Origin of the sequence: Nonomuraea sp. NPDC046570 (assembly GCF_040645915.1) — a bacterium.
Classification (GTDB): Bacteria; Actinomycetota; Actinomycetes; order Streptosporangiales; family Streptosporangiaceae; genus Nonomuraea.
In genome coordinates, this window is the sequence record NZ_JBEYZF010000018.1 from 63,987 (window position 1) to 86,677 (window position 22,691).

Consider the following 22,691-nt stretch of genomic DNA (forward strand, 5'->3'; position numbering starts at 1 on the left):
AGGGAAAAGCGGCGACCTGCCGAGGGAGTATGTGCTTTCTTCCTACTCAGGGTAATACTATGTTGGTACACTCTAAGTATGGCTAAAGAGAAGACCTCGCTTAGCATCTCCCCGTGGGTCCTTGACTTGGTCCGCAAGCACGCCGAGGCGAACGGGCTCAGCGTCTCCGCCGTTCTGGAGCGCGGCGCGCTCCGCGAGATCGCCGCCACCCACACCTCCGCTGCGCGCGCCGCGGTGTACGGCGCCGGCGCGGTCGCCCCCCAGGAGGCCGACGAGCAGATCGTCAGCGACGACATCACGCGGGCGACCGACGAGCGTCGTCGCTCGGGTGAGGCCGCGTGAGCCACCGCTTCGGGGAGCTCTGGACGGTTCAGCTCGGCGACCGCGAGGAAGTCCGGCTCATCGTGACCGGCGACTTCTACCACACGCTCTACAACGACAACGTGCTGACCGCGCACGTCGAGGCCGCTGACCTGGCGCACACCCTGACCGCGTTCGTGGTCGACGTCGGCGAAGGCCAGGCCGCCATGATCGACCGAATCAGCACGGTGGCCGCCGTCCGCCTGAAGGGCAAGGTCGGCGACCTGCCCGAAGCCCAGCTTGCCGCTGTACGCGGCATGATCGCCACCATCTTCGGCACCACGGGTTAGGACGCGCGCGGGGCGCGGCGGTCCTTGCGCTGGGCGAGCTCTTCCTCCTCCACCAGGGTGAGCATCGGCTTACCGGGCTCGCACAGCATGGTGACGGTGAACCGGACCGGGATGTCGTCGCGGTTGTTGCCGTCCTGGTAGTGGATGACGTCGCCGCCGGGCTCCCAGAACACTTCCCCGGCGCGTACGACCCGCTCCGGCTCGCCTTCCAGCTCCAGCAGCATCTCGCCCTCCAGCACGAAGCCGAACGCGGGCCCGGAGTGCCGGTGCGGCGGCGTGCCCGGGTCGCCGGGCGGGTACTCGATCACCACGGTCATGGCGTGCGCACCCTGCGGGATGAACGGCGGTTCGGCCTCCTGCAGCACGGTCAGCGCCGTCTGCCACGCGGTCGATCTCGGCTTGGGGTCGGTCATGGGAATTGCCTTTCGTGAGCTACGGGTGCCAGGGCTACTTTCCGGTCGCGTTCTGGCCGGCCCAGTCGCGGTAGTGAATCTTGCCGAGGGTGGCGCCGTCATCCGGAACCAGCGTCCGCTCGCCCGGCGTGCTTCCGAAGTAGAGCGCGTGCGGGTCGGTGACCACCTCGCGCGGATCGCCCCAGCCGGCCAGCGCGTCGCGGAAGAACTCGTCCATCCGGAACTGGTCGGGCCCGGCCACCTCGACCCTGCCGTTCAGCGGCGTCCCCACCGCGACCCTGCCGACCGCCTGCGCGACCTCGTCGCCCGCGATGGGCTGGAAACGCACGGGCGCGATCCGTACCTTGTTGCCGTCCGTGGCCCCATCGGCGATGCTCCGGACGAACTCGAAGAACTGGGTCGCGTGCACAAGCGAGAACGGGATTCCCGACGTCCCGATCAGCTGCTCCTGGGCGATCTTCGCCCGGAAGTAGCCGTTCTCAGGCATCCGTTCCGTTCCCACGACCGATATCGCGACGTGGTGACCGACGCCGGCCGCCGCCTCGGCGGCGAGCAGATTTCGGGTGGAGGTCTCGAAGAACTCCAGTACGGCGGCGGGCTCGAAGGACGGTGAGTTCGACACGTCGATCACCACCTGCGCGCCCGCCAGCACCTCAGCCAGCCCTTCGCCGGTGAGGGTGTTGACGCCGGTGCTCGGCGCCGCCGCCACGGCTTCATGACCGTGCTCACCCAGCTGCGTCACGAGCTTCGAGCCGATCAGGCCGGTTCCGCCGATGACGACGATCTTCATGGCAATCCCTTTCTGTTCGTCCGGGGCAGCTGCGCCAACCGGTCGTCAGCTGTGACAGGGCAGTGTCCGGGCTTGTGACAGCTGCCGCGAGATTCTTTTGCAGGCCGCGGAGAAAACTATCGTCAACGATCAGGATTCTGCTGCGGACGCGCCCAATGACCTGCGCCGATGCGCTTGGATCCGCAGCGCGACACCGACTGGTTCCGCGAGGCGTGGGCGGTCTTGGAGCGGCTGCGGGAAGGCACCGCCGCGCGGGCGAGGTGCTCCACACGATAGGTCTCCGTGGAGAACCCCGCTGATTCGCTGGGTGCGCGGGCGATTGAGGGGTTCTGAGAAGCCGTCTGCCGCGGATGCGGTATCGGGCATACCGCGTGAGGGGGACGACCGGGCGCGGGGATCGGGTTACCGTTCCTGGATGAGCAGGGTCGCGCTGGTCGCGGGGATGGCGGCGGTGATCGTCTTCAGCACCACCATGGCGTACGGCAACCAGCCCGGCGCCAGGCCGCTGGATCTGCTGGGGTACGCGCTGCTGGGCATGTGCGCGCTCGGCCTGGCCTGGCCCCGCTCGCGGCCCGAAGGCGCCGTCGTGGTGTGCTCGCTGGCCGCCGCGGCCTGTTTCCTTCTCGGCTACGCCTACGCGTTCTGGCCGGTTCCCGCGCTCGTCGCCGTCTTCCTGACGATCTCCTCCGGGCGCCGGGCCTGGGGGTGGGCGGGGGTGGCGTTCCTCGTGGCGGTGCCCGGCGTCGGGGTGCTCCTGTCCCTGGAAACGGGGCACCTGGTCGCCCTGCTGGTCTGGGGGCTGCTCGCCGGGCTGGTCGCCCAGCTCGCCGAGGTGTCCAGGGCCAGGCGCGCGTACACCGCCGAGGTGGAGCACCGGATGGTCGAGGCCGAGCGCACCCGCGAGGAGGAGGCGCGCAGAAGGGCCCAGGACGAGCGCCTGAAGATCGCCAGGGAGCTGCACGACGTCACCTCGCACACCATCGCGCTCATCGCCCTGCACGCCTCGGTGGCCGCCGAGGCGGTCGACCGCGCCGGCGGCCCCGAGGCCGCGCGCGACGCCATCAAGATCATCCGTAAGGCCAGCCGCGAGGCGCTGGCCGAGATGAAGGGCGTCCTCGGCGTCCTGCGCGCCGACGGCCCCGAACCCCGGGCACCGGCGCCGGGCGGCGGCCAGCTCGCCGAACTGGCCGCGACCGCCGGACTGCCGGTCCACCTGGAGGTCACAGGGGAGAGCCGGCCTCTGCCGCCCTCCGTGGACCTGACCCTCTACCGTGTCGTCCAGGAGGCGCTCACCAACACGATGCGCCACGCCGGGGCGACCAGCGCCACGGTGGGTGTGCGGTACGAGACCGGGGGAGTGGTCGTGCAGGTCGACGACGACGGGACGGTGAACAGGGTGCCGGAACACGGGGCCGGGTCAGCGAAGGGCCACGGGCTGGCCGGTATGGCGGAACGGGTCGAGGCGGTCGGCGGGAGGCTCACCGTGGGGCGGCGGCCGGAAGGCGGGTTCCAGGTGGTGGCGTGGCTGCCCGCGTGATCACCGTGCTGCTGGCCGACGACCAGCCCCTCGTCCGCGCGGGCCTGCGGGCGCTCCTCGACACCGAGGACGACCTGTCCGTGGTCGGCGAGGCCGCCGACGGCCGCGAAGCCGTACGGCAGGCCGCGGAGCTGGAGCCCGACGTGGTGCTGATGGACATCCGGATGCCCGAGGTCGACGGTCTGGAGGCCACCCGGCGCATCGTCGCCGCCGGGCGCTCCCGGGTGGTCGTGGTCACCACTTTCGACCTCGACGAGTACGTCTACGCGGCGTTGCGCTCGGGCGCGAGCGGCTTCCTGGTCAAGGACGCCGAGCCGGGCGAGCTGCGGCATGCCGTACGCGTGGCCGCCCGGGGGGACGCGCTGCTGTCGCCGGGCGTGACGAGGCGGCTCATAGAGGAGTTCACCGCCAGACCCGGCGCCGTCCAGGACACCGGCCGGCTGGCGCCGCTCACCGGGCGCGAGCGCGAGGTCCTCGCCAGGGTGGCGTCCGGACTCGGCAACGCCGAGATAGCCGAACGCCTCCACATGAGCCCCGCCACCGTCAAGACCCACATCAACCGCATGATGGCCAAGCTCGCCGTCCACGACAGGGCCCAACTGGTCGTCCTCGGCTACGAGACCGGCCTGGTGCGCCCCGGCCTGCCTCCGGGGTCGTAAGCCGTCTACCGCCGATGAAGTACCGCGTCGCCCGCGACGGGTGGACGACCCCGAGCGCCGCCCGTTCCTAGCGTCCGGGGCATGACCTCAGTGACCCGATGGTGCGTCAGGCACGCCTGGCCGGCGGTTCTGGCCTGGCTGCTCCTGACCGCCGCCCTCATCGCCGGCGCGGCCACCGCGCCCGGCCCCACCTCCGACGGCTACACCCTCCCAGGCTGGGAGAGCGCGCGAGCCGCCGAGCTGATGGGCGACCGGCTCCCCGAACCCCCGGGCGCGCTGGTCGTCTCCACCTCCGTACCCGCCTCCAGGCAGGCCGTCGCCCCGCTGCTCGAACGCATGAACACGATCCCCGGCGTCACGACCGGAACCCTGGCCGAGGCGCGCCTCTCCCCGGACGGCACGCTCGCCGTCATCCCGATCGACTACGAGGGCAGCCAGGCCGCCAGAGCGCTGACGGACCTGCGCGACGGCTTCCACGCCGCCGGGGTCGTCGTCGAACTGTCCGCCGACGACTTCGCCGACTTCAGCCCGGGCGGCGTCAGCGAAGGGGTCGGCCTGCTGGCCGCCGCGATCATCCTGCTGGTCGCGTTCCGGTCGCTGATCGCGATGGCGCTGCCGCTGCTGGTCGGCGTCATCGGGGTGGCCTGCGGGATCTGCCTGCTCATCCTGCTGCGCCACCTGGTGCCCGCCCCCGGCCACGGCGTCGCGATGGCCGCGATGCTCGGCCTCGGCGTGGGCGTCGACTACGCCCTCCTCATCGTCACCCGCTTCAGGACCGGCCTGGACGACGGCCTGCCCGTCGAGGACGCCGTCACCAGGGCGATGGCCACCGCGGGCAGGTCCGTGCTGTTCGCCGGCCTCACCGTGATCATCACCGGCGCGGGGATCCTGTTCCTCGGCCCGGCCATCGGCGGCGGCATGGCCCTGTCGGCCGCCTGCGGCGTACTGACGGTGATGCTGGCCGCCCTCACGCTGCTGCCCGCCCTGCTGCGCCTGATCGGCATCCGGATCGACAAGCGCACCCTGCCGCGGCGGCACGGCGGCGGCGCGCCGCTTTCCCGCCGCTGGAGCGAGCTGGTACGGCGCAGGCCCCGCCTGACCGGCCTCCTCGCGCTCGGCCTGATGGTGCTTCTCGCCCTGCCCGCCGTGAACCTGCGCTTCGGCTGGTCCGACGCGAGCAACCGGCCGGTCACCGACACCACCCGCCGCGCGCACGACCTGCTCGCCGACGCCTTCGGCCCCGGCATGGCCGGGCCCCTCGTCCTGGTCTCCGCGCAGCCCCTCGGCGGCGCCCTGGACCAGGCCGCCCGCACCCCCGGCGTCGCCGCGGTCACCCCGCTCGACGCCACCACCGCCCTGGTGGTGCCCGCCACCGGCCCGCAGGAGGAGGCGACCACCGCGCTGGTGCACGCCCTGCGCGACCGCCTGCCCGGCCCGGTCCTGGTCACCGGCGTGACCGCCGGGGGCGTCGACTTCGCCGAGCACTCCTTCGAGCGGCTGCCGTGGACGGCGGGCGCGGTGCTGCTCGCCGCGTTCGCGATGCTCGTGGCGGTGTTCCGGAGCCTGGTCGTGCCGCTCAAGGCGCTCGCGGTCAACGTGCTGTCCATCGGCGCCGCCTACGGTGTGGTCGTCGCCGTGTTCCAGTGGGACGTGCTCGGCCTGGGCACCGGCGGCCCCGTCGACGCGTGGGTGCCGATGATGCTGTTCGTGGTGACCTTCGGCCTGTCCATGGACTACGAGGTGTTCCTGCTGTCCAGGATCCAGGAGGAGTACCGCCGCACCGGCGACAACTCCCGGGCCGTGGCCGACGGCCTGGCCAAGACCGCCAGGGTCATCACCGCCGCCGCCGCGATCATGTTCTGCGTGTTCGCCGCCTTCGGCTCCTTCGACGACCGCGCCCTGCGCATCATGGGCGTGGGACTGGCCGCCGCCGTCCTGGTCGACGCCACCGTGGTCCGCCTGGTCCTGGTGCCCGCGGCGATGGAACTCCTCGGCGACCGCAACTGGTGGTGGCCCTTCGGCCCGAAGGCACGACAGGCCCGCCGCACACCGGTTAGCGTCGACAGATAGCCGAAATCGACTTATTCTTCGGGACATCGCGACCGTTGGGAGCGTGGGAGTGCCGGTACAGAGCGCGGGCGTCGTCGTCGATCCGGATGTGCCTCAGGAGATCGCCGGCGCGTTCCGCGCGAACGGGCTGCTGCTGTCGCGCGTCAGGGCCGGCTGGCGGCCCGCCGCCCGCGTCCGGCAGTCCCGCTCGAACGGCTCGGGGGTGTCCCTCGGTCTCGTCCTGCCCGTGGCCGGCGCCTTCTCTCTGGTCTTCCTGATCGCCGGCGCCCGGATCATGGGCCTGGTCATCCTCGGCCTGATGCTCCTGCTGCTCGTGCTCAAACTCGGCTGGGCCAACTCCGACACCGAGGACGACCTCCGCACCCCCGAGCAGGAGTTCTACGACCACGCCCGGCGCTTCGAGGGCCGCTTCTACCTTCCCGAGGACTTCGACCGCACCTCCCTGGGCCTGCTGGCCAGGGCCCAGGGCGCGATCGCCACGGTCCTGCACTCGCACGTCAACGCCGAGGGGCTGCTGGACGACGTGCGCAACGCGGTGATGCTGCCGCAGCAGGAGTGGGAGATCGCCCGCCTGCTGGCCAAGCTGTCCGCGCTGCGCACCGAGCACCGGCAACTCGTCGCGGGCGGGATGCTGCCGGAGGTCGCGCGGGTGGTGGAGCCGCTGGAGCGGGCGCTGCAGAGCAGCGAGGAGGCTGTCGTGACCAGAATCGAGGCGCTGGAACGTTACGCCAGGCACGTGAGCGAGGCCGAGCGGGCCTTCCACGCGCACCGCCAGATCGACGAGCTGCGGGCCCGGTTGCCCAGGTACGAGGAGCTGCTGGCCGAGTCCGGGGCGGACGGCTCCGCCGTACCGGAGATCGCCGGGTTGGCCGATGACGCCGGGGATCTGGAGCAGGCGCTGCGCAAGAGCATCGGATCCGCTCATGATGCCTTTCGGCACTTGGAGGGCTGACATTTCGGCGGACTCGCCCTTATGATCCGGACACGCGGTGAAGGTTTGGGGGCGTGCCTGTGACGGGTCAGCGAGCCGGCGTCGTCGTGGATCCACGGATCCCCGAGGACGACGCCGAGCTGCTGCGGGAGAACCGGAAGGTCCTGGCCAAGATCCGGGCCGGGTGGGTGCCCGAGCCCCGGCGGCGGGTGTCCAGCGCCCCGGTGAAGCGCGCCGTGCTCCGGATGAGCGTGTTCTTCGTCGTCACCGCGTTGCTCCTCGGCGCCTTCCGGCTGAGCGGCGGGCTGCTCGGCTTCCTGTTCTTCGCGATCATCATCCTCATCGTGCTCTCCACCGCGTCCAAGACCGGCAACCTGGACACCGATGACGACACCAGCGCGCGCGGCGAGCACGAGCGCGAGGTCTACGAGGTCGCCCGTTGGCATGAGGGCCGCTACCTGCTCATGGAGGAGCTCGACGAGTCCGCGCGCAGGTTGCTGGAGCGTGCCCAGACGGCCATCGACGCGGTGACCGACTCCGTGGTCAACGCCGAGGGGCTGCTCGACGACGTGCGCAACGCGGTGATGCTGCCGCAGCAGGAGTGGGAGATCGCCCGCCTGCTGGCCAAGCTGTCCGCGCTGCGCACCCAGCACCGGCAGACCGTGAGCCGGGGGCTGACCCCGGAGGTGGCCGCCGTCGCCGAGCCGCTGGCGCGGGCGCTCGACAGCAGCGAGGCGGCCGTGGTGGCCAGGGTCGAGGCGCTGGAACGTTACGCCGGGCATGTGGCCGACGCCGAGCGGGCCTACCACGCCCACACCCAGATCGAGGAGCTGCGCGGGCGGCTGCACCAGTACGAGGAACTGGTCGCCGAGTCGGGGGCGGACCGCTTCGCCGTACCGGAGATCGCCAGGCTCGCCGGTGACGCCGGTGAGCTGGAGCGCGCCCTGCGGCGGAGCGTGAGCTCCGCCCACGAGGCCTTCCGCCACCTCGACGGCTAGCGGGCCACCTCCAGCAGCACGTCGCACAGGGCCTCGGCGGCGTCGACCCGGCCCAGCTTGCGCGCGGACTCGGCCATCGAGGCGCGCAGCGCCGGATCGGCCAGCAGCGGCATCAGCTCGGCCAGCAGCATCCCGGCCGACGGCTTCGGCTCCAGCAGCGCGCGCGCCGCGCCCGCGGAGGCCAGGTAGGCGGCGTTCTTGCGCTGCTCGTCGCCGCCCGTCGGGATCAGCGGGATCAGCACCGACGGCTTGCCCACCGCGGTCAGCTCCGACAGCGTGCCCGCGCCGCTGCGGGAGATCACCACGTCGGCGGCGGCCAGCAGGTCGGGCAGCTCGGCGCCGACGTACGGCACCGGGTGGTAACGCTCGGCCAGCGCGGGCGGCAGGGCCAGCGCGCGCATCTCGTCGATCATGGAGGGACCGCACTGGTGGATGACCTGGGCGTGCGGGAGCAGGCCCGGAAGGATCTCGGCGATCAGCGTGTTGATCTGCCTGCTGCCCTGCGCGCCGCCGGTCACGTAGATCAGCGGCACCTCGAAGGTCAGCCCGAACATGTCGTAGGCGGCGGCGCTGTCACCGTGCAGCAGCTCCGGCCGCACCGGGTTGCCGGTGACGACCACCCGCGAGCGCACCGACTCCGGCAGGTACTCGATCGAGGAGACATGGGTCAGCGCGATGCGGGTGGCCATCCTGGCCAGGATGCGGTTGGCCAGGCCGACCACCGTGGTCTGCTCGTGCATCACCAGCGGCCGGCGCAGCAGCTTGGCCGCGACCCCGATGGGCACGGCCACGTAGCCGCCGGTCGACAGCACCACGTCGGGCTTGTACCGGGCCGCGTGCCCGATCGCCTGCGCGACGCCGATCGGGATCCTGAAGACGTCGGCGACGTTGGTGCGCAGCTCGCGGAGGTTCGGCCGTCGGCGCAGCTTGCCCGTGGTGATCGCCTTGAACGGGATGCCGTGCTCGGCGGTGATCCGGGCCTCCAGGCCGCCGGTGGTGCCGACCCAGAGCACGTCATGGGGCACGCGCCGCCGCTGGATGGCGGTCAGGGTGGTCAAAGCCGGATATGTGTGGCCGCCGGTGCCTCCACCGGTGACCAGTAGTCGCAGGGTTCGTGTCACGGGCTCAGAGTATTGCCGCACAGCGAAACCCGGTGTGTCCGGTCGCCGAGTCCGGGGTGTTCATCGTCCGCGCGGCGACCCGGTAGCGGTTGCAGTAGGAGTCGTGGCACAGGTACGAGCCGCCGCGCAGCACCTTGCCGGGCCCCTCGGCGGGCCCCACGGGGTCGGTGGCCGATTCCGGCCAGTCGGGTCGGCAGCCGCTTGCCCGCCCACGCCGCGTAGGTGTTCGCGTCGTTCCACGACACCGGACGCGCACCATCCCGCGCGGCTCCTTCACCCTGCCCGGCGACGTCACCACCTGCGGTTGCGGGTCGGCGGTACCTCTGCTCGGACCGCAGCACGTCTCCACGGGCCTCCTTCTCCAATAACGACCACCACGTAGGTGGTTATCCGCCCGTTTCGCCGTGCCGGACAGTGACCTGTAGCGTCGTGCGCATGCGACTCGGCGTTCTGGACATCGGCTCCAACACGGTGCACCTCCTGGTGGTGGACGCGCACCGGGGCGCCAGGCCCATCCCCGCCTACTCCCACAAGGAGGAAATGCGCCTGGCCGAGCATCTGGGTCAGGACAACCGGCTCTCCGAGCGGGGCGTGGACCGGCTGGCGGCGTTCGTCGGCGAGGCCATGCAGATCGCCGAGGACAAGGGCGTGGAGGACTTCATGGCCTTCGCCACCTCCGCCGTGCGCGAGGCCGCCAACGGCGAGGAGGTGCTGGCCGGGATCAACGAGCGCTGCGGGCTGAACATCCAGGTCCTGTCGGGCCGGGACGAGGCTAGGCTGACCTTCCTGGCGGTGCGGCGCTGGTTCGGCTGGTCGTCGGGCCGGCTGCTGGCCTTCGACATCGGGGGCGGCTCGCTGGAGATCGCCTCCGGCTTCGACGAGGAGCCCGACGTCGCCGCCTCGCTGCCGCTCGGCGCGGGCCGCCTGACCCGCGACCGCTTCCACAGCGACCCGCCCTCGCCCGAGGAGGTCCGCAACCTGCGCCGGTACGTCAGGGCCGAGATCGCCCGCAAGGTCGGCGACATCGTCAGGTACGGCGAGCGCCACCGCGCCGTGGCCACCTCCAAGACCTTCCGGCAGCTGGCCAGGATCGCCGGAGCGCCCCCCTCCAGCGACGGTCCCTACGTCTCGCGCTCGCTCAGCAGGGAGAGCGTGGCCGAGTGGGCGGCGAAGCTGACCACGATGGGCGCGGCCGAGCGCGCGGCGCTGCCAGGCGTGTCGGAGGGCCGGGCGGCCCAGCTCGCGGCCGGGGCGGTGGTGGCCGACGCGGCGATGGACCTGTTCGAGGTGGACCGGCTGGAGGTGTGCCCGTGGGCGCTGCGCGAGGGCGTGATACTGCGCCGGCTCGACATGCTGCCGGGACGCCTCGAGGAGATCGTCTCCTGATCCGGTCGCTCTCGGCCGACCTGACCGCGGCGTGGCCGGGTTCCTCGCAAGAACGGTCCATCCGGTAAGGGGGCATGCCGCTAATTTTGCGTATGATCGGTTTACTTCGGGGCATGTCCCTCTGTCTGAGGACCGGCGGGGGGACAGCGATGTGGACGTTGCTCGGCGTGGTCGCGACGATGGGGATCGTGCTGGTGCTGGTCTCGCTGGCCCTGATCGCCGTCTCGGTCGTCGCGCTGGTCGTGCTGCTCGTCATGGCGGCCACGACGAGCAGGGAACCGGCCGGTGATCAGGTGGCCATGAGGTGACGTCCGGGGGCGCCCGCGACGAACCGCAGCTTCTTCTCCAGGCAGACGACCACGCCGTGCTCGCGGCGGTTGGTGAAGTGCACGTCGTCGGCCAGGGCACGCATGATCTGCAGGCCCCGCCCGCCCTCCGCGGTGGGACCGGGCTCGCCCACCGCCTGCGGGTCGAAGCCCGCGCCGGTGTCGACGACCTTGATCACGCAGCGGTCGTCGTACACGCCGGCGGTCACGGTGTACTCCTCACTCCGCCCGGCGTGCCTGATCACGTTCGAGCAGGCCTCGCTCAGCATGAGCTCGATGTCGTCGCGGATCGGGGCCACCACGCCGAGCGAGCGCAGCGTGCCGTCGAACATCTGCCTGATCATCGGGACGCTGGCCGCGTCTCGGGGGAGTCGCAAGGAGATCGTGGCTTCCATACTCCTTCTCCTGATCGCCGGACCCTTCCTCTTCCCCCGATGCCCGGCCTCAACCCGCCCGGCTCACCCGGCGGCGCCGAACCGTTCCATCGCGGCCTTGACGGTCACCTCATCGCTCTCCTGCCCGTCGAGGATCTCCAGGGCGACTTGCAGGGTCGCGCCGCGCTTCTCCTCCCGAGTGCCCGCGTCGCGCTCGCTCAGCCACATCCCGGCGTGCAGAGAGAAGAGGGCCATCGCCCGGCGCAGCCGCAGGGGCAGCGGGTCGCCGGGCTCGTTGATCTCCTCCACGAGCTCCAGCATGAGCTCACGGGTGCGCACCATCGTGGGATGGTCGCGCAGCGCGGTCTGGTTGCGCTCCAGGAAGCGCATGATCTCCTGGTGCCTCGACGACTCGAGCTGGACGGCGTAGCGGACGAGGAACTCGCGGCGGACCTCGGGTGACCTGGGCTGCAGCCTGAGCCAGTCGAGCAGCTCGTGGATCTCGTTGACGCGCATCTCGGCCAGGCTCGCTACTATGTCTTCCTTTGTCTTGAAGTGGTAGTAGAGCGCCGCCTTGGTGACGCCGAGTTCCTCGGCGATCTCGCGCAGGGAGGTCGCTTCGTAGCCCTGCTCGATGAAGAGCTTGAGCGCGATCTCCTGAATCCGCGAGCGAGTGTCTTCGCGCATGAATATCCCAGAATCTAACTTGACGGCCGGCAAGTAAGAATCTAGCTTATCTCAGGCTAGCCGGTCGGCAAGTAAGCAAGATCAAAATCTTCCTTGGGGGTGGTGTCGTGGCCGAAACCGGAACACGACGACGCGAGGTCATGGTCGTCCTACCAGGTCTGCTCCTCGCCATGATCCTGGCCATGCTCGACAACATGATCGTCGGTACGGCGATGCCCCGCATCGTCGGCGAACTCGGCGGGCTCTCCCACCTGTCCTGGGTCGTCACCGCCTACGTGCTGGGCACCACCGTCTCCACCCCCATCTGGGGCAAGATCGGCGACCTGTACGGCCGCAAGAACATCTTCCTCGCCTCGATCGTCATCTTCATGATCGGATCCGCGCTCTGCGGCATGGCCGGCTCCGACATCCTCGGCGGCCCCTCCGACGGCATGGCCGAGCTCATCGCCTTCCGCGCCCTGCAGGGCCTCGGCGCCGGCGGCCTGATGGTCAACGCCATGGCCATCATCGGCGACCTGGTGCCGCCCCGCGAGCGCGGGCAGTACCAGGGCATGATGGCCGGCGCCATGTCGCTGGCCATGATCGCCGGCCCGCTCGTCGGCGGCTTCATCACTGACAACCTCGACTGGCGCTGGGCCTTCTACATCAACCTGCCGATCGGCGTGGTCGCCCTGATCCTGCTGGCGCTCAAGCTCAAGCTGCCCAAGCTGCGCACCGAGCACCGCATTGACTGGCTCGGCGCCGCCCTGCTGTCGGTCGGCATCACCGCGCTCGTCCTCATCACCACCTGGGGCGGCAACGAGTACGGCTGGGGCTCGCCGCAGATCCTCGGCCTGGCCGCGCTCGCCGTCGTCACCCTCGGCGTCTTCGTGCCGGTCCAGCTCCGCGTGGCCGAGCCGATCATGCCGCTGCACGTCTTCAAGGACCGCAACTTCACGCTCATCTCGCTGATCGGCTTCCTGCTGGGCTTCGCCATGTTCGGCGCGATCAACTTCCTGCCGCTGTTCCAGCAGACCGTCCAGGGTGCCTCGGCCACCAACTCCGGCCTGCTGCTGCTCCCGATGATGGCGGCGGCCATGGTGGTCTCCATCTTCGTCGGCAAGATGATCACCAAGACGGGCCGGTACAAGGTCTACCCGCTCGTTGGCGGCATCGGCATGGCGCTCGGCATGTTCCTGCTGTCCCTGCAGGACGTCAACACCCCCACCTGGCAGACCGGCGTCTTCATCGCCGTGCTCGGCCTCGGCATGGGCTTCCTCATGCAGACCACCATGCTGATCGCGCAGAACAGCGTCGAGCAGAAGGACCTGGGCGTGGCCAGCAGCGCCTCGACGTTCTTCCGCTCCATCGGCGGCTCGTTCGGCGTGTCGCTGTTCGGCGCCATCTTCAACAACCAGCTCAGCGCCCAGCTCACCGAGCGGCTCGGCCCCGGGGCCGCGCAGATCGCCAAGGGCGGCCGGATGGACCCCGCGGCCCTGGCCAAGCTCGACGCGCCCGTGCGCACCGGCTTCCTGGAGTCGCTGGCCGTCTCGATCTCCGGCATCTTCTGGTGGGCGATCCTGTTCGCGGTGATCGTGCCGATCCTGGCCGCGTTCATCAAGGAGATCCCGCTGCGCGGCGGCGAGCCGGCCACCGAAAAGGGCGAGAAGGTCACTCCCGTGGCACGTTGAACAACTGGTCGAGCGCCGTCATGCGGAGCAGGTTGCGCAGGTAGGGCGTCAGCGCGGTCACCCGGAACGACGCCTTCTCCGCGTTGGCCACGTTGGCCAGCCTGATCAGCGCGGCCAGCCCGGAGGAGTCGATGAACAGCAGCCCCGACAGGTCCATGTCGAGGCTGCGATAGCCGGGGGCCAGCGTGAGCGCGGACAGCTGGGCCACGGTGACGTAGTCCAGGTCGCCGCTCAGCGCGACCTGGACGGTCGTCGCGTCAGCTGTGAGCACCTCGATGCGCAGCGGGGTCCTGTCAAGCACGCCCCCAGAGTACCGAGGTAAAAAACCAGAGGCGCACGAGCATCCGGAAATGCACAATCAGCGTCATGGATCATCACCAGCCGCGCCGGCCCCGGACCGAGGACGCCGCCGCCATCCACGAACTGATCTCGGCCCGCGACATCGCGGCCGTGGGCCACCCCGACATGACGCTCAACGACGTCACCGACGAGCTGGCCGAGCCCGGCTTCGACCTCGACCGCGACGGCTGGCTCTGGCAGGACGAGGACGGCCGGCTCGTCGCCTGGGCGTGGGCCTCCCGCAAGGGCGACAGCGACTTGGTCGACATCGAGGTGATCGAGCGGCCCGGCACCCAGGGCGAGCGCACCGCCACGCTGTGGTCGACGGTCTTGGAACGTGCCCGCGAGCTCGCCGAGGAGGCCGGTCACCAGGGCGCCACCGTCGACATCGGCGTCTACCGTACCGACGAGCCCCAGCGTGCGCTGGCCCAGGCGCACGGCTTCGAGCCGAGCACCAGCTTCCACCGGCTGCGCGTCGACCACGACGGGCCGGTCGAGGCGCCCCAGCCTCCCGAGGGCCTCACCCTGCACGTGGGCGTCACCGACGAGGTGCGCCGCGAGGCCCACGCCATCCACCAGAAGGGTTTCGCCGACCACTTCGGCTTCGTCCCCCTCACCTACGACGAGTGGTACACCCGCAAGCAGACGCAGAGCACCACCGACTGGTCGCAGCTCACCGTCGCCAGGATCGACGGCGAACCGGCCGCCATGCTCGTCGGCGCCAACCACTTCGTCCCCGACGAGAACTGCGGCTACGTCGCCACCCTCGCCACCCTGCCCGAACACCGCGGCCGCGGCCTGGGCAGATTCCTGCTGCGTACGGCTTTCGCCGCCGACGCCGCCCGCGGCAGGAAGGGCACCGTCCTGCACGTCGACGCCAACAACACCACCCCCGCCCTCGACCTCTACCAGTCGGTGGGCATGCGCCCGGTCCTGGTGATCGACGTCTGGCGCAGGCGCGTCTAGACCCTCAGCGGGGCTCGCGGGCGGCTACCCGGTGCGCCGCCAGGTGTTCGAGCATCGACTGGTTGGCCTCCCAGCCGTCCGGGAACTTCACCGGCACGCCGAGCTGCACCGGCTCCGCCGAGGGGTGGGCGTCGAGCAGTTCGGCGATCCCGGCCCTGGCCACCACCACACAGGCGTGCCGGTGCCGGGAGGCCAGCACGCACAGCCGCCCCGACTCCAGGTGGAAGGCCGTCGCGTCCCTGCGCCCCGACAGCGGGTGCAGCACCACGGTCACGTCGTACTCGCGCCCCTGCAGCCGGTTGGCGGTGTCCACGGTGATCTCCGGCGGCACGCCCGCGTTCCTGATCGCCGCCACCTGGTCCCGGTGCGCCGCGCCGACCGCGATGCGGTCGGCGGTGACCGGCGCCTGGCCGCGCTCGGAGGCGGCCACGCCGCCGCGCTGCAGCAGCCGGGTGGCCAGCAGCGCCACCGCCTGCACGGCCTCGGCGTCGGTGCGCACCGTGTGCCTGCTCGGCAGCTCCAGCAACGCCCACCCCGACCGCGCGGCCTCCTCCAGCGCCAGGTCGTGCGGCGTGCCCATGCCGCGCGTGGTGAACTCCAGTGCCCGGTCGCCGTCGGAGGTGCCCGACCGGAACCCGGTGAACGGGTAGAAGGACCGCGAGACCACCGGCGCCGCCGAGGCGGGCAGCCGCCAGGAGACCGGCAGCCGGTGCACTGGCAGGTCGGGGTTGTGGCGCAGCAGCACCGACACCGCGCTCTGCACCGGATCCCAGGACAGGCCCGCCCACCGGTCGCCGTCCACGATCGAGAACGGGTCGAGCTGGCCCGGGTCGCCCACGAACAGCGCCCGCTCGAACAGCGCGGCGATGCGCAGCAGCTTGTCCGAGCGCATCTGGTAGGCCTCGTCCACGATCGCCCACGGCCACACCCGGTCGCCGATCCACGCCCACTTGTCCGCCGTGGCGATCACGATGGCCGGATCGTTGAGATCCTCGATCTTGGTGCCCACCGTGACGCCGGGCAGCTCCAGCAGCCTGCGCGGGGGCACGTACCCCGCCGCCGACAGCCGTCCGACGCTCAGGTCGGGGTGCTTGTCGGCGATCCGCTCCACCAGGTCGTCGACCTGCTCGTTGGTCTGCGCCACGATCATGAGCGGCTCGCCGGTCGCGGCGATGTGCGCCGCTGCCCGCACCACCAGGGTGGACTTGCCCGCGCCCGGCGGGGAGTCGACGACCACCCCGCGATGCCTCGGCAGATCGGCGAGAACCCGCCGGATGACCTCCTCGGGGTCGCTCACTCCCACTCCTCCCGGGCGTCGTCGTCGTTGGGGACGTAGTCCTGCGGCGGCCCGCCGTGCGTCCACGGTGTGCGCTCGCGCTCCGGCAGGGTCGGCGAGCCCTGGAAGTCGTCGGTCAGCGAGGTGTAGCAGACCCGCTCGCCGGGCTCGGGGACCGTGCCGGGCGCGGGCGTCCTGCCCCGCCCCATGCCCTTGGTGATCTTCAGGATGACGAGGCCGTCGCCGGCTGAGACGAGCTGGGCGCCCTGGCTTCGGCGGCCGGGAGTGCCCAGCGCGGTGCCGGGCGGCAGCCGTACCGGGTCGTCGGTCTTGATGTGGACGAGGGGGCGCAGTTTGCGGGAGCGGCCCTCGCCCTCGACGTTGTCGGGGTCGGTCTCGACCACCTCGCCGGCGAAGGCCTCGCCGGACAGCCGGTACTCGGCCATCACCAGCGGGTCGTCGTAGGCGCGCTGGACGTCGTAGGCGGCCTGGGCGCGTTCCATCCTGGCCAGCCTGGAGGCGGCGCCGACCGCGCCGTCGCGGCGGGCCTGCGGCGGCGAGCCCTCAGCGATCTGCTGCGCCATCGCGCTGAACGAGCCCCGGTCGAACTCCCAGCGCGCCGTCGCGCTCGGCCCCTCGGGCAGCGCGCCGAGCAGCCCGACCGCCTGCCACATCAGCCGCCAGGTCGGCTCCAGTTGGGTGCGCAGCGCCTCGGTGATCCGCTCGGTGGAGCCCTCCTCGATGGCGGGCGCGAGCACCTCGGCGTCGAACCCGGGGTCGGTCACCGGACCGGCCGGCGGCCACAGCAGCGGATCCTCGGCGTCCTCGGCCGCCTGCGCGCCCGTCCGGCCCTCGGGTGGCGCGATCCAGCCGAGCAGCGCCGCCAGGTTGGCGTCCTCCAGGCCGCTCTGGCCGCTCGCCCAGTGCCGGGCCAGCTCCTCGCTCGCGGCCATCATGAGCGACGACCCCGGGTAGGCGGCCCGCTCGCCGAAGTAGGTCAGCCACCGCCCCAGCAGCGGCACCTCCGCCGGCACCGGGTAGGGGCCCTCGGAGCGCCGGAACCTGGTCGAGCGGCCCAGCAGCCCGGTGAACGCCACCCCCGCCCGGTTCGGCACCAGCAACTGCGGCGCGTCCAGCACCCGCTCGTACGGGTCGGCGTTCTTCTTCTCGACCGTCTCGGTCCGCTCCAGAAAACCCTCGACGTACGGCAGCAGCACCCCCGCGAGCTCGGCGGCGAAGGCGAACCGCAGGTCCCGGTTGCGCGGCTGGGGCACCACGAGCAGGCGGGGCGCGGCCGGATCTGTGCCGAGCATCGCGGCCAGCGGGGCGGCGGCCTCGCCGGACAGCTTCAGCGGGATGAACACCATCGGCCGCGCCGACAGGTGGCAGTGCCGTACCGTCGCGATCGGCTGCGCCACGCCCTCCTTGAGGGCCCTGAGCCTGGCCAGCGACGTCAGGATGCTCATCGGCCCGTCCTTGCGGCAGGTGGCGCGGTCATGTCAGGCACTCCCGGCGCAGCCGCTCCGCCTCGCGGAGCAGACGGGCGATCTCCTCCTGGCCGGGCCGCGGGTCCCGGGTGCCCTCGGCCAGGCCCAGCGCCTCCTCCACCGAGGCCACCCCGCCCAGCGCGTCGCGCACCTGGCGGCCCAGCAGGTCGGAGCTGCCGTCCCGGCGCGCCTCGTCGCGGCAGAAGAAGCACATGTCGCAGGTGGACAGGCAGTCGGGCGCGTACCGGGCGCTCACCGTCGCCACCGCCCGCGCCAGGTCGGCGGCCGGGCGGGTGGGCAACCCGTCGTCGCCGGGCAGCAGGTCGAAGGTCAGCTCCTCGGGCAGGTCGGCCAGCAGGCCGTCGATGCCGGTCATCCTGGTGAGCTGGCGCCGCAGCACCGCGAGCTGCCTGCGCACGTCCACCAGGGTGGCGACGGGCTTGTTGGCGAAGTTCTCCGGGCAGACCAGCACCACGTCGTGGGAGACGCGCAGCGGGTCGTGGCCCAGCTCCTCCAGCAGGTCGCGCAGCGCCAGGACGTACACCGCCGCCTGCCGGGCCGCGGCCGCCACGCCCGCCGGGTCGGCCTGGCCGTCGATCACCGCGAACGACTTGATCTCCACGATGTGGAAGCGCCCGCCGAGCTGGAAGGCGACCACGTCGGGCTCGAGGTAGGCGGTGTGCCCGGCGATCTCCAGGCTGAGCAGCGGGTGGTCGAACAGCGTGCCGGAGTCCCGCTCGTCGCGCGCGGCCCGGTCGACCAGCGTGCGGGTGTGCGCGTGGCGCAGGTGCGCGCCGACGTTGTCGACGTCGTGGTAGGCGACCAGCGGGATCGGCAGGTCCAGCAGCTCGCGCAGCATCCGCAGCAGCTCGGCGCAGCCGTCGGCCTTCACCAGCCCCTCGAACACGTTGCCCCGGGTGATCGCGAACGGCGACTGCCCGAACGGCGCGGGGAAGCCCAGGTGCCGGGCGGCGGCGTCCTTGTCGACGCCCGCGCCGTCCATCAGCGCCCGCCGCGCGCAGCCGGGGTTGGCGGCCAGTGCGGCGATGGCCCTGGCGTCGTGCGGCTTCGGCGGCGTGGTCCCGCGCAGCGCGTCAAGCCTGCTTCTCAAGCGGACGCTCCCTTTCTCGCGACGCTGCTCAGCGTAGTGGCACCGAACAGTCGCGCAACGTCACCGAGCTGCGACACGGCGCGCGCCGCCAGCTCCTCGCGCTGCCGCGCGTCGGTCTCCTGGTGTACGGCCAGCTCCTCCAGCGCGGCCCGCGCCACCCTGTCCGGCTCCGGCTCGGCGAAGCCGTCCATGGCGCCGGGGATGTTGCGCGCCATCCTGGCCAGCAGCCGCACCGCCTGGGGTGGCGGCTCGGCCAGCCCGCCCACCCGCCCGGCCACCCGCTCGGCCGAGGTCAGGAAGTGCACGCGCGGGCTCAGCGGCCCGACCATCCGGCTCGCCATCGGCCACGTGCTCACCGCGAGCAGGCCGCGGGCCGGGGAGAGGCGGTCGGTCAGGGCCGCGGACAGGTAGTACGGGCGGGCGTGGGGGGAGCTTCTGAACGAGCGTTCCTCGTCCCGTCTGAGGCTGGTGAGCTGCGGGCTCCTGAGGGAGCCGCCGAAGAACGCGTCCTGCACGCTCACCACCAGCCTGGGGGCGGCGGGCACGCCGAGCAGGGTGAGCGCCTGGTGCACCTGTTCGCGCACCGGCACCAGGGGCGGCAGCAGGGGGCCGTCGTCGGGGGCGGGCCCGGCCACCAGGTGATCCCAGGCCCGTTCGGCTCTGCGCAGGTCCGCTCTCAGGTGCCTGGCGTGGCCGCTGTCCTTGGCTTTGACGGCCCTGCGCACCCGCGTGCGGAGCTCGGCGATCTGCCGTTCGAGATCGTCAAGCTCGTCACTCATGGCGCGAATCGTAGCAAGAGTTCCAGTATTTCCCAGTATTTTCGGGCGAACCGTTAGTGGCCGGTGGCCATGAGCACCACACCGGCCACAATCATCGCGGCGAACAGCGCCGACAGGATGGCATAACGCCCGCCCCCGCCGGACCGCACGGTCGGCATGCCCGTCACGGCCCCGCCGGTGGGCGCCCCGGCCCAGGCGACGGGCTGAGAAACCAGCCCGGGCTGATAGGCGGGCTGGTACGGCCCGCCCGGTTGTTGGTATCCGCCGGGCGCGACGGGATGCTGCCCGACCGGCCTGAGCCACTCCTCCGACACGTCCGGCTCCACCGGATAGGGGACCCTGGGCATGGGGGAGTCCTGGGAAGGCCCGGTGTGGGCCGGGTTGGTGAACACGGTTCCGGGAAGGGCGGCCAGGGCGTCGCGGAGGGCGGCGGCGGCCGGGGTGCGCTGGGCGGGGTCGCAGGCGAGGGCCTGGCGCAGTACCTCGGTCAGCGGGGCGGGAACGCCGGGGATCTCGGGAATCGGCTGGCGGTGTAAGGCCATGATCACGGCCAGGTTGGCGATCCCGGTCTCGGGGAAGCGCGGCGGCCTGCCAGACAGCAGGGCGTAGAGGGTCGCCGCCAGGGAGTAGACGTCACCGGCCGCGCTGGGCTCGGTCAGCTCGAACGCCTCGGGCGGCGCGTAGGCAGGAGTGAGGGACTCCCGCGTCACCGACACCTCGGCCCCTGGCTCGGGCATCGTGGCCAGCCCGAAGTCCGACAGCACCACGTTGCCGTACCGGTTGATCAGGATGTTGGCGGGCTTGACGTCCCGGTGCAGCACCCCGGCCGCGTGCGCGGCGGCCAGCGCGTCGGCGATGCGCACCCCGATGTCCCGCACCTCGGCGGGCCCGAGGACGCCCGCCCGCATCCGGTCCGACAGCGACCCGCCCGGACACAGCTCCAGCACCATGTACGGCCGGCCGTCATACAGCACGCCCGCGTCGTAGACGTGCGCCACGTGCGGGTGGCCCGACAGCGCACCCGCCGAGGTGACCTCGCGCATGAACCTGCGCCGGTCCCGCTCGGACACCAGCACCCGATTGTCCACCTTGAGCGCGACCTCGCGCCCCACCGCGAGCTGCCTGGCCCGGTACACGACGCCGAAGCCGCCCTGCCCGAGCAGCCCGAGCACCTCATAGCCCGCCACTTCGGGCGCCACCGCTCACCTCCGCACATCCCTGAACCGGCACCCTACCGGCGCCCCGCCCCCACGCACCGCCCACCCGCACAGGAGCACACGGCCATGATCCCGTACGGCTATCGCCGCTCGAACGTGAAGTGTTCCACCACCACGACGGACTCGTCCGTGAGCGCCTCGTCCAGGTAGGGACTCCAGAAGCCCTCGTGCGCGGCCCGCCAGGCGGCGGCGTCCGCGAAGCCCTCTCCTTCGGCGTGCGCGACGTCGTCGCCCACCTCGCCCAGCGGCACCAGCTCCACCCGGGTGACCTCCACGACGCCCCGCACCCCGCCGCTGTCCGCCAGCAGGAAACGCCGCCCCGCGACAGGCAGGGGCTCGTCGCCGTAGAAGAGCGCCAGACTGGAGGTGGCCCGCTTGTCGCCCCGCATCACGGCGGCCACCAGGCGATCACGCATCGGCCCCGGCAGGCCCAGGTCGTACACCTCAAGATCTGTCGTCATCCGCCCATCTTGCCCGAGACGCCCGGCCTGCCCGCCCCCGGCTCCAGGCGAACGCCAGTTGAAAGATCGAAGGGGACAGGCCAGCCTTTACGGGACGGAATCGATCGAAAGAATGGCGGAAGCATGTCCAACGGGGTGCGACATCTGGTCGGGGCGGTGATCGGCCTGATCGCGGGGGCCGTCGTCATGGCGTTGCTGATCTGGGGCCTGGAAGAGGTCGCGGACGTGATGCGCACGTTCAGGCCCGGCTACGCCGGCTACGCGCTGCTCGTCGTCGCCGCGCTGCTGATCGGCGTGCTGGTCGGCTGGCGGTGGCTCTCCCCGCTCGCCGGGCTCCTCGCCGCCCTGCCCCTGCTGGCGGCGGGGCTGCTGTGGCTGGTCCAGATCGGGACGGGGCTGATCAGGAACAGGTTCCTGCCCGACTTCCTGACCGGCTACGGTTCCTCGACGGCGGGCATGAGCGGCCTGTACCTCATCCTGGCCGTGGTGCTGATCGTCCCCGCCGCTTTCCCCGACCGCTGGCGCTCCGCGAAGAAGCCGATCACCCAGGGGTACGGCCAGCCGGGCGGGTACCCGCGTCCGCCGCAGCCGTACCAGCAGCAGCATCCGCAGCAGCCGTATCACCAGCCCGAAGGCCCGCCGTACCTCCGGCAGAGCCCCTGATCAGCCGGTTGGAACCGCCCGCACCCAGGTGCGCCGCTCGTCGAGGAAGCGGTCGAGCGCCAGCCCTACCCGCTCCAGCTCGGCGGCCAGTTCCTCGTCGGTCAGCCGCCGCGAGGTGAACGACTGGGTCCACACCCGCTCGCCGGCCGTGTACCGCATGGTGCTGCTGAACAGCTCCGGTGTGATCCGTTCCACCCTCGCCATCTCGATCCTGATGCCGTTCTCCTCCCGCCCGTTCCCCGCCTGCCAGGCGTCGTGCGCCTCCGCGGGCTGCCACTGCAGCAGCACGCATCCGGTGGGCGCGATGTGCCGGGCGCAGACGGCGAGGAACACCTGCCGGAGCTCGTCGTCGGCGGTGTTGACGAGCTGCGAGCCGAGCGTCACCGCGTCGAAGCGGCGGCCGAGGTCGAGCCCCTCGATCCCGGAGTGCACGATCTCCGCGCCCTTGACGTGGGCGAGCATGTCGGCCGACTCGTCGACGGCGGTCACCCGGTGGCCGCGCTCGAGCAGGGCGTGGGTGACCCTGCCGACGCCCGCGCCCAGCTCCAGGATGGTGCCGCCGGGCGTGACGGCGCCGCTGATGATCTCGGGGTCGTCACCCGGGGAGAGCAGCGTGTAGAAGTCCACGGGGGAGCCGTCGGGGGTGATCGAGCCGGGTCCTGTTCCGCCCTTAGGGGTGATCGTCATGATTTCGACGCTAATGTTCCACGGCCTGCCGGGGTAGCACGTGTTCGTCCGGAGATCGTGACATGGCCGCTTCGGATGGGGAAGATGGGAACG

26 protein-coding genes and 1 pseudogene are annotated in these 22,691 nt (G+C 71.6%); 12 read left to right on the plus strand and 15 right to left on the minus strand.

Going from position 1 to position 22,691, the window contains the following annotated elements; genetic code table 11:
- The first annotated feature begins 78 nt into the window (after nucleotides 1-78).
- Both ABZ911_RS26200 and ABZ911_RS26205 read left to right on the plus strand, forming a co-directional pair.
- Complete coding sequence (locus tag ABZ911_RS26200; RefSeq protein ID WP_358061044.1) at nucleotides 79-342, plus strand: hypothetical protein; 264 nt, start codon at nucleotides 79-81, stop codon at nucleotides 340-342.
- Entirely contained in the window at nucleotides 339-650 is a 312-nt protein-coding gene (locus ABZ911_RS26205) for a hypothetical protein (protein ID WP_358061047.1), read from the plus strand. The genes ABZ911_RS26200 and ABZ911_RS26205 overlap by 4 nt, the downstream gene beginning before the upstream one ends.
- On the opposite strand, the gene ABZ911_RS26210 is transcribed toward ABZ911_RS26205, so the two are convergent.
- Nucleotides 647-1,063: a cupin domain-containing protein gene (locus ABZ911_RS26210; RefSeq protein ID WP_358061050.1), complete on the minus strand. Its 417-nt coding sequence runs from the start codon at nucleotides 1,061-1,063 to the stop codon at nucleotides 647-649. The two genes, ABZ911_RS26205 and ABZ911_RS26210, sit on opposite strands and share 4 nt — an antisense overlap.
- Before the next feature lie 34 nt (nucleotides 1,064-1,097).
- On the minus strand, nucleotides 1,098-1,853 hold the full coding sequence (locus ABZ911_RS26215; protein WP_358061053.1) for an SDR family oxidoreductase: 756 nt from the start codon (nucleotides 1,851-1,853) through the stop codon (nucleotides 1,098-1,100).
- 415 nt (nucleotides 1,854-2,268) lie between these two features.
- Between ABZ911_RS26215 and ABZ911_RS26220 the strand changes: the two genes are divergently transcribed.
- The 5 genes from ABZ911_RS26220 (at nucleotide 2,269) to ABZ911_RS26240 (ending at nucleotide 8,048) form a co-directional block, all read left to right on the plus strand.
- Nucleotides 2,269-3,390: a sensor histidine kinase gene (locus ABZ911_RS26220; protein WP_358061056.1), complete on the plus strand. Its 1,122-nt coding sequence runs from the start codon at nucleotides 2,269-2,271 to the stop codon at nucleotides 3,388-3,390.
- Nucleotides 3,387-4,049 carry a response regulator transcription factor gene (locus ABZ911_RS26225; RefSeq protein WP_358061325.1) on the plus strand — a complete coding sequence of 221 codons (663 nt, stop codon included), beginning with the start codon at nucleotides 3,387-3,389 and terminating at the stop codon, nucleotides 4,047-4,049. Before ABZ911_RS26220 ends, ABZ911_RS26225 begins: the two co-directional genes overlap by 4 nt.
- Nucleotides 4,050-4,130: 81 nt before the next feature.
- Nucleotides 4,131-6,119 carry an MMPL family transporter gene (locus ABZ911_RS26230; protein WP_358061059.1) on the plus strand — a complete coding sequence of 663 codons (1,989 nt, stop codon included), beginning with the start codon at nucleotides 4,131-4,133 and terminating at the stop codon, nucleotides 6,117-6,119.
- 43 nt (nucleotides 6,120-6,162) lie between these two features.
- Nucleotides 6,163-7,071, plus strand: coding sequence for a hypothetical protein (locus tag ABZ911_RS26235; RefSeq protein ID WP_358061061.1), 909 nt, complete (start codon nucleotides 6,163-6,165; stop codon nucleotides 7,069-7,071).
- 53 nt (nucleotides 7,072-7,124) lie between these two features.
- Nucleotides 7,125-8,048, plus strand: coding sequence for a hypothetical protein (locus ABZ911_RS26240; RefSeq protein ID WP_358061064.1), 924 nt, complete (start codon nucleotides 7,125-7,127; stop codon nucleotides 8,046-8,048).
- Here ABZ911_RS26240 and ABZ911_RS26245 read toward each other — a convergent pair.
- The 3 genes and pseudogenes from ABZ911_RS26245 to ABZ911_RS26255 form a co-directional block, all read right to left on the minus strand.
- Nucleotides 8,045-9,169, minus strand: a complete 1,125-nt coding sequence (locus ABZ911_RS26245; protein ID WP_358061067.1) for a UDP-N-acetylglucosamine--N-acetylmuramyl-(pentapeptide) pyrophosphoryl-undecaprenol N-acetylglucosamine transferase — start codon at nucleotides 9,167-9,169, stop codon at nucleotides 8,045-8,047. The genes ABZ911_RS26240 and ABZ911_RS26245 overlap by 4 nt on opposite strands.
- A gap of 4 nt (nucleotides 9,170-9,173) precedes the next feature.
- Nucleotides 9,174-9,329: an SUMF1/EgtB/PvdO family nonheme iron enzyme gene (locus ABZ911_RS26250; RefSeq protein ID WP_358061070.1), complete on the minus strand. Its 156-nt coding sequence runs from the start codon at nucleotides 9,327-9,329 to the stop codon at nucleotides 9,174-9,176.
- 52 nt (nucleotides 9,330-9,381) lie between these two features.
- A pseudogene (locus ABZ911_RS26255) lies at nucleotides 9,382-9,510 on the minus strand (hypothetical protein); the annotation flags it as partial.
- A 94-nt stretch (nucleotides 9,511-9,604) separates the two neighbouring features.
- Between ABZ911_RS26255 and ABZ911_RS26260 the strand changes: the two are divergent.
- Nucleotides 9,605-10,555, plus strand: coding sequence for a Ppx/GppA phosphatase family protein (locus tag ABZ911_RS26260; protein WP_358061073.1), 951 nt, complete (start codon nucleotides 9,605-9,607; stop codon nucleotides 10,553-10,555).
- 113 nt (nucleotides 10,556-10,668) lie between these two features.
- Nucleotides 10,669-10,863, plus strand: coding sequence for a hypothetical protein (locus ABZ911_RS26265; protein ID WP_358061076.1), 195 nt, complete (start codon nucleotides 10,669-10,671; stop codon nucleotides 10,861-10,863).
- Here the strand turns inward: ABZ911_RS26265 and ABZ911_RS26270 are convergent.
- Both ABZ911_RS26270 and ABZ911_RS26275 read right to left on the minus strand, forming a co-directional pair.
- Nucleotides 10,845-11,276, minus strand: a complete 432-nt coding sequence (locus tag ABZ911_RS26270; protein WP_358061079.1) for an ATP-binding protein — start codon at nucleotides 11,274-11,276, stop codon at nucleotides 10,845-10,847. The genes ABZ911_RS26265 and ABZ911_RS26270 overlap by 19 nt on opposite strands.
- Before the next feature lie 63 nt (nucleotides 11,277-11,339).
- The gene (locus ABZ911_RS26275) at nucleotides 11,340-11,942 is read right to left on the minus strand and encodes a helix-turn-helix domain-containing protein (protein WP_358061082.1); all 603 of its coding nucleotides are present in this window, start codon (nucleotides 11,940-11,942) and stop codon (nucleotides 11,340-11,342) included.
- Nucleotides 11,943-12,049: 107 nt separating this feature from the next.
- Here ABZ911_RS26275 and ABZ911_RS26280 point away from each other — a divergent pair, with 107 nt between their 5' ends.
- Complete coding sequence (locus ABZ911_RS26280) at nucleotides 12,050-13,612, plus strand: MDR family MFS transporter (RefSeq protein WP_358061085.1); 1,563 nt, start codon at nucleotides 12,050-12,052, stop codon at nucleotides 13,610-13,612.
- On the opposite strand, the gene ABZ911_RS26285 is transcribed toward ABZ911_RS26280, so the two are convergent.
- Entirely contained in the window at nucleotides 13,593-13,913 is a 321-nt protein-coding gene (locus tag ABZ911_RS26285; RefSeq protein WP_358061087.1) for an STAS domain-containing protein, read from the minus strand. The genes ABZ911_RS26280 and ABZ911_RS26285 overlap by 20 nt on opposite strands.
- A gap of 65 nt (nucleotides 13,914-13,978) precedes the next feature.
- On the opposite strand from ABZ911_RS26285, the gene ABZ911_RS26290 reads away from it, so the two are divergent.
- Nucleotides 13,979-14,917, plus strand: a complete 939-nt coding sequence (locus tag ABZ911_RS26290) for a GNAT family N-acetyltransferase (protein WP_358061090.1) — start codon at nucleotides 13,979-13,981, stop codon at nucleotides 14,915-14,917.
- A gap of 4 nt (nucleotides 14,918-14,921) precedes the next feature.
- Here the strand turns inward: ABZ911_RS26290 and ABZ911_RS26295 are convergent, their stop codons facing one another.
- The 6 genes from ABZ911_RS26295 to ABZ911_RS26320 form a co-directional block, all read right to left on the minus strand.
- Complete coding sequence (locus ABZ911_RS26295; RefSeq protein ID WP_358061093.1) at nucleotides 14,922-16,214, minus strand: AAA family ATPase; 1,293 nt, start codon at nucleotides 16,212-16,214, stop codon at nucleotides 14,922-14,924.
- Nucleotides 16,211-17,659, minus strand: coding sequence for a hypothetical protein (locus tag ABZ911_RS26300; protein WP_358061097.1), 1,449 nt, complete (start codon nucleotides 17,657-17,659; stop codon nucleotides 16,211-16,213). Before ABZ911_RS26300 ends, ABZ911_RS26295 begins: the two co-directional genes overlap by 4 nt.
- A 28-nt stretch (nucleotides 17,660-17,687) precedes the next feature.
- Nucleotides 17,688-18,791, minus strand: coding sequence for a hypothetical protein (locus tag ABZ911_RS26305; protein WP_358061100.1), 1,104 nt, complete (start codon nucleotides 18,789-18,791; stop codon nucleotides 17,688-17,690).
- Complete coding sequence (locus ABZ911_RS26310; protein ID WP_358061103.1) at nucleotides 18,788-19,570, minus strand: hypothetical protein; 783 nt, start codon at nucleotides 19,568-19,570, stop codon at nucleotides 18,788-18,790. Before ABZ911_RS26310 ends, ABZ911_RS26305 begins: the two co-directional genes overlap by 4 nt.
- Nucleotides 19,571-19,623: 53 nt before the next feature.
- Nucleotides 19,624-20,769: a serine/threonine-protein kinase gene (locus ABZ911_RS26315; protein ID WP_358061106.1), complete on the minus strand. Its 1,146-nt coding sequence runs from the start codon at nucleotides 20,767-20,769 to the stop codon at nucleotides 19,624-19,626.
- 98 nt (nucleotides 20,770-20,867) lie between these two features.
- A complete protein-coding gene (locus ABZ911_RS26320; protein WP_358061108.1) occupies nucleotides 20,868-21,248 on the minus strand; it encodes an ASCH domain-containing protein in 381 nt (126 codons plus the stop codon).
- Between the two features lie 123 nt (nucleotides 21,249-21,371).
- Here ABZ911_RS26320 and ABZ911_RS26325 point away from each other — a divergent pair, with 123 nt between their 5' ends.
- On the plus strand, nucleotides 21,372-21,911 hold the full coding sequence (locus ABZ911_RS26325) for a hypothetical protein (RefSeq protein WP_358061111.1): 540 nt from the start codon (nucleotides 21,372-21,374) through the stop codon (nucleotides 21,909-21,911).
- Here ABZ911_RS26325 and ABZ911_RS26330 read toward each other — a convergent pair whose 3' ends face one another.
- On the minus strand, nucleotides 21,912-22,598 hold the full coding sequence (locus ABZ911_RS26330) for a class I SAM-dependent methyltransferase (RefSeq protein WP_358061114.1): 687 nt from the start codon (nucleotides 22,596-22,598) through the stop codon (nucleotides 21,912-21,914).
- Between the last annotated feature and the right edge of the window lie 93 nt (nucleotides 22,599-22,691).

Bases quoted from the DNA above. Each gene is read 5' to 3' on its own strand.
- ABZ911_RS26200 (WP_358061044.1), top strand. From the start codon at position 79: ATGGCTAAAGAGAAGACCTCGCTTAGCATCTCCCCGTGGGTCCTTGAC.
- ABZ911_RS26210 (WP_358061050.1), bottom strand. From the start codon at position 1,063: ATGACCGACCCCAAGCCGAGATCGACCGCGTGGCAGACGGCGCTGACC.
- ABZ911_RS26215 (WP_358061053.1), bottom strand. From the start codon at position 1,853: ATGAAGATCGTCGTCATCGGCGGAACCGGCCTGATCGGCTCGAAGCTC.
- ABZ911_RS26220 (WP_358061056.1), top strand. From the start codon at position 2,269: ATGAGCAGGGTCGCGCTGGTCGCGGGGATGGCGGCGGTGATCGTCTTC.
- ABZ911_RS26230 (WP_358061059.1), top strand. From the start codon at position 4,131: ATGACCTCAGTGACCCGATGGTGCGTCAGGCACGCCTGGCCGGCGGTT.
- ABZ911_RS26260 (WP_358061073.1), top strand. From the start codon at position 9,605: ATGCGACTCGGCGTTCTGGACATCGGCTCCAACACGGTGCACCTCCTG.
- ABZ911_RS26265 (WP_358061076.1), top strand. From the start codon at position 10,669: ATGTCCCTCTGTCTGAGGACCGGCGGGGGGACAGCGATGTGGACGTTG.
- ABZ911_RS26270 (WP_358061079.1), bottom strand. From the start codon at position 11,276: ATGGAAGCCACGATCTCCTTGCGACTCCCCCGAGACGCGGCCAGCGTC.
- ABZ911_RS26275 (WP_358061082.1), bottom strand. From the start codon at position 11,942: ATGCGCGAAGACACTCGCTCGCGGATTCAGGAGATCGCGCTCAAGCTC.
- ABZ911_RS26290 (WP_358061090.1), top strand. From the start codon at position 13,979: ATGGATCATCACCAGCCGCGCCGGCCCCGGACCGAGGACGCCGCCGCC.
- ABZ911_RS26300 (WP_358061097.1), bottom strand. From the start codon at position 17,659: ATGAGCATCCTGACGTCGCTGGCCAGGCTCAGGGCCCTCAAGGAGGGC.
- ABZ911_RS26310 (WP_358061103.1), bottom strand. From the start codon at position 19,570: ATGAGTGACGAGCTTGACGATCTCGAACGGCAGATCGCCGAGCTCCGC.
- ABZ911_RS26320 (WP_358061108.1), bottom strand. From the start codon at position 21,248: ATGACGACAGATCTTGAGGTGTACGACCTGGGCCTGCCGGGGCCGATG.
- ABZ911_RS26325 (WP_358061111.1), top strand. From the start codon at position 21,372: ATGTCCAACGGGGTGCGACATCTGGTCGGGGCGGTGATCGGCCTGATC.
- ABZ911_RS26330 (WP_358061114.1), bottom strand. From the start codon at position 22,598: ATGACGATCACCCCTAAGGGCGGAACAGGACCCGGCTCGATCACCCCC.